Here is a 12,289-nt window from a genome sequence, read left to right on the forward strand (position 1 = left end):
CTGCCCGCCCTACTCCGCCGCGACCAGAGCCGGCTCATGGCTCGGGTTTGCGCTGTATTCATCGATCCGGCGCTCGATTTCCGGCCGGAAATGCCGGATCAATCCTTGCACCGGCCAGGCGGCTGCGTCGCCGAGAGCGCAGATTGTGTGCCCCTCGATTTGGAAGCTGACGTCCAGCAACTGATCGATCTCGCGTTTCTGAGCCTGACCGCGGGCCATGCGCTCCAGCACCCGCCACATCCAGCCTGTGCCCTCGCGGCAGGGTGTGCACTGGCCGCAAGACTCATGCTTGTAGAAATACGAAATCCGCGCGATTGCCCGCACGATGTCGGTGGACTTGTCCATCACGATCACCGCCGCCGTGCCCAATCCGGATTTGAGGTTGCGGAGGCTGTCGAAATCCATCGGCAGGTCGCGGCATTGTTCTGCCGGGATGCAGGGCACCGACGACCCGCCCGGGATCACCGCCAGCAGATTGTCCCAGCCACCGCGCACGCCGCCGGCATGCTTGTCGATGAGTTCCCGGAAGGGGATGCCCATTTCCTCTTCCACATTGCACGGCTTGTTCACATGCCCCGACAGGCAGAACAGCTTGGTGCCCGTGTTGTTCGGCCGTCCCAGAGCAGCGAACCAGGCCCCGCCGCGGCGCAGGATGGTCCCCGAGACCGCGATGGATTCGACGTTGTTGACCGTGGTCGGCGCACCGTAGAGGCCCACATTGGCTGGAAAGGGCGGCTTCATCCGCGGCATGCCCTTCTTGCCCTCGAGGCTTTCGAGCATCGCCGTCTCTTCGCCGCAGATATAGGCCCCTGCCCCATGGTGGACATAGAGGTCGAAATCCCAGCCATGCTTGTTGTTCTTGCCGATGAGCTTGGCCTCATAGGCCTCGTCCACCGCCCGCTGCAGCGCCTCGCGCTCACGAATGAACTCGCCGCGCACATAGATGTAGCCCACATGCGCCCGCATGGAGAAGCCGGCGATGAGGCAGCCTTCGACCAGGAGATGCGGATCATGCCGCAGGATCTCGCGGTCTTTGCAGGTGCCGGGCTCCGATTCGTCCGCATTCACGACCAGATAATGCGGACGCTCTCCCACCTGCTTGGGCATGAACGACCATTTCAAGCCAGTGGGAAAGCCCGCCCCGCCGCGGCCGCGCAGGCCAGAGGCCTTCATCTGTTCGATGATCCAGTCCTGGCCCTGTTCAAGGAACCCTTTTGTCCCGTCCCAGGCGCCACGTATCATGGCCGCCTTCAGCCCGGGGCTGTGGATCCCGTAGAGATTGGTGAAGATGCGGTCTTTGTCAGAGAGCATGGGACCTGATCCTCATTCCTTGCCGCCGTCGCTTTGCGGTGCCGCACCGGGGGGGACGGCCTCGCCTGGAGCGGTGGACGCATGCGTCGCCGCCTCGTCTGCGGAATCCGCATCCGCCCCGCGCGGCGTGCCCTTGGGCTTGCGCTCGCCCGTCTGAACGGATTTTGGCTTGCCTTTCTTGATCGGCTCTTGCGCGTCTGCCCCACCGCCGGCAGTGGCCGTTTCGCCGGCAGCAAAAGCCTCACCGGCCCAGACCTTGCGGTAGTTGCCGTCGTAGAGATGAACGTCCGTCAGCGTCGTCGGCCCTCCGGCAGGCGCCGAATTGATGCGGTCGTCCTGCGGCCCGGGCTTGGGCGTTCCGCCTGCCCTGAACTCCGCAAGCACTTTGGTCAGGCTCTCCGCATCGAGATCTTCGAAGAAATCGAAGTTGATCTGGACCATGGGTGCATTCACGCAGGCCCCCAGGCACTCGACTTCCTGCCACGAGAACATTCCGTCCGCCGAGACATGTCCCGGCTCGCCGATCTCGCGGCGGCAGACCTCCTTCAGAGCATCCGCCCCGCGCAGCCAGCACGGGGTCGTCCCGCACAGCTGCACATAATGTTTGCCGACCGGCGAGAGGTTGAACATCGTGTAGAACGTGGCGACTTCCAGCACCCTGATATAAGCCATATCAAGCATCTGAGCGACGTAACGGATCGCCGGTTCCGGCAGCCAGCCGCCCGACTGCTCCTGGGCGCGCCAAAGTAGGGAGATGACTGCGGAGGCCTGCCGTCCCTCCGGATACTTAGAGATCGTCATGGTGGCCCAGTCGAGATTGTCCGCCGTGAAGACGAAGCTCTCGGGCTGGATGGGATCGAGTCGTCTCACCGACATGGCGCAGCGCCCTTGTGAATGTGCAGAACTGCGCTCACCGGTCCACCTCACCGAAAACAATGTCCAGAGAGCCGAGCACGGCGGAGACATCCGCCAGCATGTGGCCGCGGCTCATGAAATCCATGCCCTGAAGATGCGCGAACCCAGGTGCTCTGATCTTGCACCGATAGGGTTTGTTGGTACCATCCGAGACGAGATAGACGCCGAACTCGCCCTTCGGCGCCTCGACGGCCGCATAGACCTCGCCCTCGGGCACGTGGTATCCCTCGGTGTAAAGTTTGAAATGATGGATCAGCGCCTCCATCGACTTCTTCATCTGCGGCCGCTTTGGCGGAACCACCTTGCGGTTGTCCGACGAGATCGGACCTGCTCCTTCGGTCGAGCGCAGCTTTTCCAGGCACTGCTTCATGATCTTGACCGACTGCCGCATCTCTTCCATGCGGATCAGGTAGCGATCATAGCAGTCGCCGTTCTTGCCGATTGGAATCTCGAAGTCGAACGCGTTGTAGCACTCATAGGGTTGCGACTTGCGCAAGTCCCAGGCAGCCCCAGAACCGCGCACCATCACGCCTGAAAAACCCCACGCAAAACAATCTTCGAGAGAGATGACGCCGATATCGACGTTCCGCTGCTTGAAAATGCGGTTGCCGGTGAGGAGCACCTCCAGATGGTCCAGCGCCGTCGGATGGTATTCGCAGAAGTCCCAGATATCGTCGAGCAGCTGGTTTGGCAGGTCCTGATGCACACCGCCGGGGCGGATATAGGCTGCATGCATCCGCGATCCCGAGGCCCGCTCATAGAACAGCATCAGTTTCTCGCGTTCCTCGAAGCCCCAAACCGGTGGCGTCAAGGCGCCCACATCCATCGCTTGGGTTGTCACATTCAGGAGATGCGAGAGAAGTCGCCCGATCTCGGAATAGAGCACGCGGATCAGCTGTCCTCTCATCGGCACTTCGAGGCCGAGAAGCTTTTCCGTCGCCAGGGCAAAGGCATGCTCCTGGTTCATCGGCGCCACATAGTCCAGCCGGTCGAAATAGGGGACGGCCTGGAGATAAGTCTTGTGCTCGATCAGCTTCTCTGTGCCGCGATGCAGCAAGCCGATATGCGGGTCGACCCGCTCGACGACCTCCCCATCGAGCTCCAGAACCAGCCGGAGGACGCCATGCGCCGCCGGATGCTGAGGCCCGAAATTGATGGTGAAATTGCGCAGATCGTGTTCGGCCATGATCAGTTCGATGCCTTGGCTTTCTCGTCCCCGGGCAGCAAGTAATCGGCGCCTTCCCATGGGCTGAGGAAATCGAAATTGCGGAATTCCTGCTGCAGCTTGACCGGCTCGTAGACGACCCGTTTCTGGTCCTCGTCGTAGCGCAGCTCGACATAGCCGGTCAGCGGAAAGTCCTTGCGTAATGGATGTCCCTCGAAACCGTAATCCGTGAGGATCCGCCGCAGGTCCGGATGCCCGGTGAACAGCACACCATAAAGGTCGTAGGCTTCGCGTTCATACCAGTTTGCAGTCGGAAAAAGCCCGACGGCACTGGGCACGGCGGTGTCTTCGTCAGTCTCGAATTTCACGCGGACACGGGCGTTCTGGTAGGGGCTGAGCAGGTGATAGACCACATCGAAGCGGCGTGCGCGCTCGGGGTAATCCACGCCGCAAATGTCCAGGAGAACCACGAAGCGCAGACGCGGTTCATCGCGCAGCACCTTCAGCACCTTCAGAATTTGATCGAGCTCCACGATCAGTGTCAACTCGCCAAAACTGATTTTGACCGCCAGCAGCATGTCCCCGAGTTCGCGCGTGATGACCTCGGCGATCTCGGCATGGGTCTCGTCCAGCGGATGGACTGGGTCTGCCATGAAGCCTCCTACCGCTCGATCGTGCCGGTTCGCCGCATTTTTCGCTGCAGCTGCAGGATCCCGTAGAGCAGTGCCTCCGCCGAGGGCGGGCAGCCCGGCACATAGATGTCAACAGGCACGATTCGATCGCAGCCGCGCACGACGGAATAGGAGTAGTGATAATAGCCGCCGCCATTGGCGCAGGAGCCCATGGAGATGACGTAGCGCGGCTCCGGCATCTGGTCATAGACCTTGCGCAGCGCAGGCGCCATCTTGTTGCACAGCGTGCCGGCGACGATCATGACGTCTGACTGCCGCGGCGTCGCCCGCGGCGCGAAGCCGAAGCGCTCGCAGTCATAGCGCGGCATGGCGACCTGCATCATTTCCACGGCACAGCAGGCAAGCCCGAAGGTCATCCAATGCAGGGACCCGGTGCGCGCCCAATTGATCAGGTCATGGGACGCAGTCACCAGAAAGCCGCGGTCGGCGAGCTCATTGGAGATGCCGCCGAAGAACGGATCCGGCGTGTCGGCTGTCCCCACGGCGGCAGGGGTGGTCTCGATCAATCCCATTCAAGCGCTCCCTTGCGCCACTCATAGATGAACCCGATCGTCAGCACACCGAGAAACACCATCATCGACCAGAACCCCACCACCCCGTTTTCCCGCAGGGTGATCGCCCAGGGAAACAGGAATGTGACCTCGAGATCGAAGATGATGAAGAGGATGGCGACCAGGTAGAATCGCACGTCAAACTTCATGCGCGCATCGTCGAAGGGTTCAAACCCGCATTCATAAGGGGACACCTTCTCCGGGTCAGGCTTGCGCACCGCGATGATGAAGGCGGACAGCATGAGAGCGAGCCCGATCGCCAGGCACAGCCCCATGAAGATCACAATTGGCAGATAGTTCTGCACGAGTTCGAGCATCTGCGCGCTACCCTGACGGTCTAGAGGTCGCCGAATGGCGGGTTGTAAGCCGTCCTAGCGCAGGCTCAGAGGGGCTGCAACCCCTCCTCGGAACAACGCTTAAGCATTTCAACCCCAGGATTTCGGCTGATCTTGAAGGACCCGGCAAACGCTGCATGAGTCCCTCCGTCATCCGTTGCTCGTTACGTAGCCTCACTCGCCGCAGATTGGAAGGGTTTCAAACTGCTGCAAAGCGATTATTAGCATGCGTCAGGAGCAACCCTCTATTGCTTTGACGAAAAGTTGGTCGTCGTGGGCTTGGCCTCGGGTGCCGTTTCGGTCGAGTCGCCCTTCGCCTCGCGCATTTCCTTGGCCTTCAACAGCGCCGACTGGCACTTGTTCGAAACCTTCTTGCGATTGTCGAGGAGGCATTGCAGTGCCTTCATTCCATTGCCGGTCGGCGGCACCGCGGCACAGAACTTCATGTAATCTGTCCCGCATCCGGCCTTCACGACGGAACGGACGTCCTCCGCCGCCTGGGCGTGGCCGACGGTCGCGGCAATGAGGCAGGAAGCGAAAAGCAGGCGAAATGTCATGGAAAGCATGTCCTGATCTGTAGGGACCCCGCAATCGGGGTTGATGGCGCCACCTTAACGCCGGCCGGCCTTTTAAGAAAGCATTGGCGTCGCATCGGTCAATTCGCTTTGCTGGACGTGGTTGCCGAGCTAGCGTGCGCGAATTCTTGCACTTTCGAAGAGGAACGAGCGTGGCCGACATTGTCGAGACGAGCGATAATCTGCATGCCGACGAGGTGAGCAAACTCCACTGGCTGCGCCGCCGGCGCCGTCAGCAGCGCCGCAAGCCCGCCGATCCTTCGGCCCATGTAAAATTCACCATCGGCCAGCAGATCGCCGACAAGGTCGCCTCCACCATGGGTTCTTGGCGATTCATCATCATCCAGAGCATAATCCTCCTCGCCTGGATCGTCTTGAATGTCACGGCCTATGTCCAGCGCTGGGACCCTTACCCCTTCATTCTCCTGAATCTCGGCCTCTCTTTCCAGGCCGCCTACGCAGCACCCTTCATCATGATGAGCCAGAACCGCCAGCAGGAAATTGATCGCGCTGAAGCGACCCATGATCATGACATCAACATCAAGGCGGAACTCGAAATCGAGCTGCTGCACCAGAAAATCGACGAGCTGCGTGAGAAGGAGGTCTATGCCCTGACGCTCGCGGTCCAGAGCCTGACCGCTGCCCTCTCCCGCGCGCAGGGGGAGAACGACAAGCTCCAGCCAACCGGTAGCCGACCGGTCACCTGAGCGGGGTCACGCTATCGCTGCTTTTGGGCAAACCAATCGACGATCATTGGCATGGACCGTTCGAACCCCCCGGGCAGGAACACGTTGAGGAGCCCTGCCTGCGCCCCTGTGCTGTTCTTGAAATCGTGGAGCACCCCGCAGGGAACCCGAAGGAAGCTCCCGGCCGCGGCATCGATCCACTGCTCACCCACCAGGAATCGAATGGTCCCCTGCAGCACGTAGAAGAGCTCCTCATTAGCCGCATGTGAATGGGCGCCCGGTCCCTCGCAGCCAGGCTCCAGCCACCATTCCGAGACTGCATAGCGCTGGCCTGTCTCTGCCTCGTCCGCCTTGAAGATCGCGCGCATGGTACCGAGCTCGTAAACTCGCCCCTGCCCCGCTCCCAGCAGGAGGACATCGTCGTCAGATCGATCACTCATGCTGTGCCCTCCTCGGCAGCGGCGTCAGGACAATTTTAGGCCGCTGCGCTGAGGGATCAACCGCCTTCGGGGCGGGAGGGAGGGAATATTCACAATGGGGGGATGGCGGGAGTGACGGGGCTCGAACCCGCGACCTCCGGCGTGACAGGCCGGCGCTCTAACCAACTGAGCTACACCCCCATCTCGTCGAGACGGGCTCGGGCTGGACCACTACTGCGGCGTCCGAGGTGCCGTCATGTAGGCGATAGCTACGACCCAAGTCAAGCGAGGAACGACACTTAATTCTGGGGGGCCGCACGGTGGCTATGGTGGGCGGTGAGAGACTCGAACTCCCGACATCCTCGGTGTAAACGAGGCGCTCTACCAACTGAGCTAACCGCCCCCAGCGGAACCGGAAGGTTCCGCCAGCCAGACGCGGAACCGGAAGATTCCGCCAAGCCAGAAGCGGAACCGGAAGATTCCGCAAAACCGAAGACGGAACCTGCCACGTTCCGCCAAGTCAAGAAGCAGATCCGGCCTCAGGCTCCGCCAAACCGGTTCGGCACCCTCCGGACCGCCTGGTGTTCGGGATCCTCAGAGGAGGCACCCCGAAGCTTTCGGCATTCTCTAGCCACCGATCGCAACAATCGCAAGTCTCGGCGTTGAGGGACGCGGCCACGACCGGTTGGAACGCCCCACGTCGCGAACCGGACGCAGGGCGGAGGCGTCTAAGAAGCGCGTCGCTCAGTTCACAGCGTCTTTGAAAGCCTTGCCGGCCTTGAACTTTGGCGCTTTGGAGGCCGGGATCTTGATGGTCTCGCCGGTGCGCGGGTTGCGGCCTTCCGTAGCTGAGCGCGAAGCGACCGCGAAGGTGCCGAAGCCCACCAGCCGCACCTCGTCGCCCTTGCCGAGCGAGGCGATGATGGCGTTCAGGGTCGCCTCGACGGCGGCGCTGGCATCGTTCTTCGACAGATTGGTATCCTTGGCCACCTGGGCGATCAGTTCGTTCTTGTTCACTGATAGAGTCCTCTCTTGCTGTAAATCCTGCAACCGGGCGACGTCTTTCCATCCCGCGGCGGCTGAACGTCAAGCGAAAATCCGCAGAAACGCAAGGGTTTTCACGTTCTGGGCGCCTTCTATCATAAATTTCAGAGGCTTACACCGTGGAAACGGCGCGGGGCCGATGTTGTCCACACCGGCCCCGCAGTTTTCCGCCAAAGTTCGAATCAACCAGGCGTTGATTCGCGCGTCCGTCAGTCCATCCGTCGCGGCCTCAATGCGCCCGCACATTATGGGTCTTGGCGGCCAGCGCGGAGGCGCGAGCGGCCTCTTCCAGGGCTTCGGCCTCTTCATCCCATTCGATGGGTTCCGGCATCCTGACCAGGATATGCTTCAGCACGTCGTCGATCCGTGCCACCGGCACGATGTCGAGGCCGTTCTTCACATTCTCCGGGATGTCCGCCAGATCCTTGGCATTGTCCTCGGGGATGAGCACCTTTTTGAGACCCCCACGCAGGGCGGCGAGCAGCTTTTCCTTCAGTCCTCCGATTGGCAGCACACGGCCCCGCAACGTGATCTCGCCGGTCATGGCGACTTCGCGTCGGATCGGAATGCCGGTCATCACCGAGACAATGGCCGTCACCATGGCTACGCCTGCGGAGGGACCATCCTTCGGCGTCGCACCCTCCGGCACGTGCACGTGGATGTCCCGTTTTTCGAACACCGGCGGCTTGATGCCGAAATCGATGGCCCGCGAGCGCACATAGGAATTTGCCGCGGAGATGGATTCCTTCATCACGTCCCGCAGATTGCCGGTGACCGTCATCTTGCCCTTGCCAGGCATCATGACCGCTTCGATGGTCAGCAATTCGCCGCCCACTTCCGTCCAGGCAAGCCCGGTGACGACGCCCACCTGATCTTCGAGCTCCGCCTCGCCATAACGGTATTTCGGCACACCGAGATAATCCTCGAGATTCTTGGCGACGACCTTCACCTTCTTCTTTTTGGAGGTGATCAGCTCCTTCACCGACTTGCGGGCGATGGTCGACATCTCCCTCTCGAGATTGCGCACCCCGGCTTCCCTGGTATAGCGCCGGATCGTCTCGGTCAGGGCGTCTCCGCCGATCTCCAACTCCTTCGGATCGAGGCCGTGGCTCTTGTAGATTTTCGGGATCAGGTGGCGCCGTGCGATCTCGACCTTCTCATCCTCCGTATAGCCGGCGATGCGGATGATTTCCATCCGGTCCATCAGCGGCGCGGGGATGTTCAGCGTGTTGGCGGTGGTCACGAACATCACGTCCGAGAGATCGTATTCGACCTCCAGATAATGATCCATGAACGCACCGTTCTGCGCCGGGTCGAGCACTTCCAGCAAGGCAGCCGAAGGGTCGCCGCGGAAATCCATGCCCATCTTGTCCACCTCGTCGAGAAGGAACAGCGGGTTGGACTTCTTGGCCTTTCGCATCGACTGGATGATCTTGCCGGGCATGGAGCCGATATAGGTCCGCCGATGCCCGCGGATCTCCGCTTCGTCGCGCACGCCGCCCAGTGACAGGCGCACGAATTCGCGTCCCGTGGCCCGGGCGATCGACTGGCCAAGCGAGGTCTTGCCTACGCCGGGAGGTCCAACGAGGCACAGGATCGGACCCTTCAGCTTGTTGGTCCGCTGCTGAACGGCGAGATACTCGACGATCCGGTCCTTGACCTTGTCGAGACCGAAATGGTCCTCGTCCAGGATGCGCTGAGCAAAGCTCAGATCCTTCTTGATCCGGCTCCTGTTCTGCCAGGGAATACCGAGCAGCCAGTCGAGATAATTGCGAACGACCGTGGCCTCGGCGGACATTGGGCTCATCTGGCGCAGCTTCTTGACCTCGGCCTCCGCCTTTTCGCGGGCTTCCTTGGTCAGCTTTGCCTTTTTGATCCGGTCTTCGAGCTCGCTCATTTCGTCGCGCTCGTCTCCGTCGCCAAGTTCCTTCTGAATGGCCTTCATCTGCTCGTTCAGATAATACTCGCGCTGCGTCTTCTCCATCTGCCTTTTCACGCGGCTGCGGATACGCTTCTCCACCTGCAGGACGGAGATCTCGCCCTCCATCATGCCGAAGACGCGCTCCAACCGCTGGCTCACAGAGGCGATTTCAAGCAATTGCTGCTTGTCCGGAATCTTGATGGCGAGATGGGCGGCCACCGTGTCGGCGAGCTTGGAGTAATCCTCCAACTGGCTGACCGTCGAAATGACCTCCGGCGGCACCTTCTTGTTCAGCTTCACATAGGTTTCGAACTGGGTGACGACGGAGCGGGCAAGGGCCTCGGTCTCGCGTGCATCGCCCGCTTCTTCCGGCAGCGTCTCGGCCACGGCCTCGTGAAAATCATCGCGCCCCGTATAGCTCACGATGCGTGCGCGCTCGGCGCCCTCCACCAGCACCTTGACGGTGCCGTCGGGCAGCTTCAGGAGCTGCAGCACGGAGGCGACCGTGCCGACGGGATAGATGTTCTCTGGCGCTGGATCGTCGTCTGTCGCGTTCTTCTGGGCCACCAGAAGGATGCGCTTGTCTTCGCGCATCACCTCTTCAAGCGCCCGGATCGACTTCTCGCGGCCGACGAAAAGCGGCACGATCATATGCGGGAACACGACGATGTCGCGCAGCGGCAACACCGCGAATTTTTCAGGTTTGCCGCCGAGCGGGGCCTGGGAGACTGTGGTGTCGTTGTCACTCATGGGACGGATGCCCTTCATTGCTCTGCGAGCGCTGTATTGGACCGACGGACCCTGCTGGCATCCGCTGGTGACATTCGCGATGGCGGGGACATTTGGCCTTGAGTTCCCTGCCCGCTGTGCTCCGGTCTGAGGATGACCCGGAACCTAGCGTCATGATAGGCCTGATTCGCGAGGTAAGCAGCTCTTTGTGGTCGAAGTTGTAAGTGGCCACGGGAGTTATCCCCGTCAAGATCTTGACATGCGCATCCTGTGATCGATCCGTCGCAAGATGCCGCAGGTGGGAGAGTGCGACTGGCTCCGTCGTGGTTGCGACCGCAGTGCCCACCGGGTGATCCCGGCCGCTGCATCGGAGGCACCAAGTTGCATCTCGAAGCCATCCTGAGGAGCAGCCGTCAGGCTGCGTCTCGAAGGACGAAACATGAAAAAGGCCGGCGGATGAGGCCGGCCTTCTTTGTCTTGTTGTGACCAGCGGCCTAGGCTGAACTGTTCATCTCTTCGGCCCGATCGGAATAGATCAGCAGCGGCTTGGCGTCGCCCTCGAGCACTTCCTTCGAGATCACCACCTCCTCGACGCCGTCGAGGCCGGGAAGTTCGAACATCGTCTCGAGCAGGATCGCCTCCAGGATCGAACGCAGGCCGCGTGCGCCGGTCTTGCGTTCGATGGCCTTGCGAGCCACCCCCTTCAAGGCCTCTTCCGCGAAGGTGAGGCGCACATCCTCCATCTCGAACAGGCGCTGATACTGTTTCACCAGCGCGTTCTTCGGATCCGACAGGATCTTCATCAGCGCCGCTTCGTCGAGGTCTTCCAGCGTGGCGATGACAGGCAGGCGGCCGATGAACTCCGGGATCAGCCCGAATTTCAGCAGGTCCTCAGGCTCCACCTCGCGCAGGATCTCCCCCATGCGGCGGTCGTCATTGGCCTTAACATCGGCGCCGAAGCCGATGGAGGTGCCCCGGCCGCGTGACGAGATGATCCGCTCAAGCCCGGCAAAGGCGCCGCCGCAGATGAACAGGATGTTCGTCGTGTCCACCTGCAGAAACTCCTGCTGCGGATGCTTGCGCCCGCCCTGGGGCGGTACGGAAGCGACGGTGCCTTCCATGATCTTGAGCAGGGCCTGCTGCACGCCCTCACCCGAAACGTCCCTGGTGATTGAGGGATTGTCGGATTTGCGGCTGATCTTGTCGACCTCGTCGATATAGACGATGCCGCGCTGGGCGCGTTCCACATTGTAGTCTGCAGCCTGCAGGAGCTTGAGGATGATGTTTTCCACATCCTCCCCCACATAGCCCGCTTCGGTCAGCGTGGTGGCATCCGCCATGGTGAATGGCACGTCCAGGATGCGGGCCAGCGTCTGTGCCAGCAGCGTCTTGCCGCAGCCGGTCGGTCCCACAAGCAGGATGTTGGACTTCGCCAGCTCCACGTCATTGCTTTTCGACGCATGATTGAGCCGCTTGTAATGGTTGTGCACGGCGACCGAGAGCACCCGCTTGGCGTGGATCTGGCCGATCACGTAATCGTCCAGCACCTTGCAGATCTCTTGCGGCGTTGGCACCCCGTCGCGCGACTTCACGAGCGAACTCTTGTTCTCCTCGCGGATAATATCCATGCAGAGTTCGACGCATTCATCGCAGATGAATACGGTCGGCCCGGCGATCAGCTTGCGCACCTCGTGCTGGCTCTTTCCGCAGAATGAGCAGTAGAGAGTGTTTTTAGAGTCGCTCCGGTTTCGATCGCTCATTAGATGTCCCTGACCAAGCCCTCTGGCCCCCGTTGGGCGACATGTTCCCCAGTTGGAAGATGTCGAAGTCACTATGTTCCGCCGCGAACGGCATCAAGATCCGTATCCGAAAAGCAGGGCTTGAGCCCTGTCTTCGGCTGGTTTCCTCAGTATCTCAGCATGGTATGGGCGGGCGGATCAACAATA

Annotated in this window: 12 protein-coding genes and 2 tRNA genes; 1 reads left to right on the forward strand and 13 read right to left on the reverse strand. The window is 61.1% G+C overall.

Annotated elements, in window-relative coordinates:
• Positions 1-9: 9 nt before the first annotated feature.
• The 7 genes from nuoF to FKM97_RS07680 form a co-directional block, all read right to left on the reverse strand.
• Positions 10-1,311, reverse strand: coding sequence for an NADH-quinone oxidoreductase subunit NuoF (gene nuoF / locus FKM97_RS07650; protein WP_144291822.1), 1,302 nt, complete (start codon positions 1,309-1,311; stop codon positions 10-12).
• A 12-nt stretch (positions 1,312-1,323) separates the two neighbouring features.
• Positions 1,324-2,187 carry an NADH-quinone oxidoreductase subunit NuoE gene (gene nuoE / locus FKM97_RS07655; protein ID WP_144291823.1) on the reverse strand — a complete coding sequence of 288 codons (864 nt, stop codon included), beginning with the start codon at positions 2,185-2,187 and terminating at the stop codon, positions 1,324-1,326.
• 34 nt (positions 2,188-2,221) lie between these two features.
• Positions 2,222-3,412 carry an NADH-quinone oxidoreductase subunit D gene (locus tag FKM97_RS07660; protein ID WP_144291824.1) on the reverse strand — a complete coding sequence of 397 codons (1,191 nt, stop codon included), beginning with the start codon at positions 3,410-3,412 and terminating at the stop codon, positions 2,222-2,224.
• A gap of 2 nt (positions 3,413-3,414) precedes the next feature.
• Positions 3,415-4,023: an NADH-quinone oxidoreductase subunit C gene (locus tag FKM97_RS07665; protein ID WP_144292158.1), complete on the reverse strand. Its 609-nt coding sequence runs from the start codon at positions 4,021-4,023 to the stop codon at positions 3,415-3,417.
• 29 nt (positions 4,024-4,052) lie between these two features.
• Positions 4,053-4,595, reverse strand: coding sequence for a NuoB/complex I 20 kDa subunit family protein (locus tag FKM97_RS07670; protein ID WP_144291825.1), 543 nt, complete (start codon positions 4,593-4,595; stop codon positions 4,053-4,055).
• Positions 4,586-4,951 (reverse strand): NADH-quinone oxidoreductase subunit A, encoded by a 366-nt coding sequence (locus tag FKM97_RS07675; RefSeq protein WP_144291826.1) that lies wholly within the window; start codon positions 4,949-4,951, stop codon positions 4,586-4,588. Before FKM97_RS07675 ends, FKM97_RS07670 begins: the two co-directional genes overlap by 10 nt.
• Positions 4,952-5,214: 263 nt before the next feature.
• Positions 5,215-5,526, reverse strand: coding sequence for a hypothetical protein (locus tag FKM97_RS07680; RefSeq protein ID WP_144291827.1), 312 nt, complete (start codon positions 5,524-5,526; stop codon positions 5,215-5,217).
• Between the two features lie 170 nt (positions 5,527-5,696).
• Here FKM97_RS07680 and FKM97_RS07685 point away from each other — a divergent pair, with 170 nt between their 5' ends.
• Positions 5,697-6,251 carry a DUF1003 domain-containing protein gene (locus tag FKM97_RS07685; protein WP_205014810.1) on the forward strand — a complete coding sequence of 185 codons (555 nt, stop codon included), beginning with the start codon at positions 5,697-5,699 and terminating at the stop codon, positions 6,249-6,251.
• An 11-nt stretch (positions 6,252-6,262) separates the two neighbouring features.
• Here the strand turns inward: FKM97_RS07685 and FKM97_RS07690 are convergent, their stop codons facing one another.
• From FKM97_RS07690 to clpX, 6 genes are all read right to left on the reverse strand, one after another.
• The gene (locus tag FKM97_RS07690) at positions 6,263-6,670 is read right to left on the reverse strand and encodes a cupin domain-containing protein (RefSeq protein WP_144291828.1); all 408 of its coding nucleotides are present in this window, start codon (positions 6,668-6,670) and stop codon (positions 6,263-6,265) included.
• 103 nt (positions 6,671-6,773) lie between these two features.
• Positions 6,774-6,850: transfer RNA gene (locus FKM97_RS07695), tRNA-Asp, on the reverse strand.
• Between the two features lie 126 nt (positions 6,851-6,976).
• Positions 6,977-7,052 (reverse strand) — tRNA-Val (locus tag FKM97_RS07700).
• A 341-nt stretch (positions 7,053-7,393) separates the two neighbouring features.
• The gene (locus tag FKM97_RS07705; RefSeq protein ID WP_144291829.1) at positions 7,394-7,666 is read right to left on the reverse strand and encodes an HU family DNA-binding protein; all 273 of its coding nucleotides are present in this window, start codon (positions 7,664-7,666) and stop codon (positions 7,394-7,396) included.
• Between the two features lie 256 nt (positions 7,667-7,922).
• Positions 7,923-10,364 carry an endopeptidase La gene (gene lon / locus FKM97_RS07710; RefSeq protein ID WP_144291830.1) on the reverse strand — a complete coding sequence of 814 codons (2,442 nt, stop codon included), beginning with the start codon at positions 10,362-10,364 and terminating at the stop codon, positions 7,923-7,925.
• Positions 10,365-10,837: 473 nt separating this feature from the next.
• Positions 10,838-12,103, reverse strand: a complete 1,266-nt coding sequence (clpX, locus tag FKM97_RS07715; protein WP_144291831.1) for an ATP-dependent Clp protease ATP-binding subunit ClpX — start codon at positions 12,101-12,103, stop codon at positions 10,838-10,840.
• Between the last annotated feature and the right edge of the window lie 186 nt (positions 12,104-12,289).

Origin of the sequence: Rhodoligotrophos appendicifer, from assembly GCF_007474605.1 — a bacterium.
GTDB classification, from domain to species: domain Bacteria; phylum Pseudomonadota; class Alphaproteobacteria; order Rhizobiales; family Im1; genus Rhodoligotrophos; species Rhodoligotrophos appendicifer.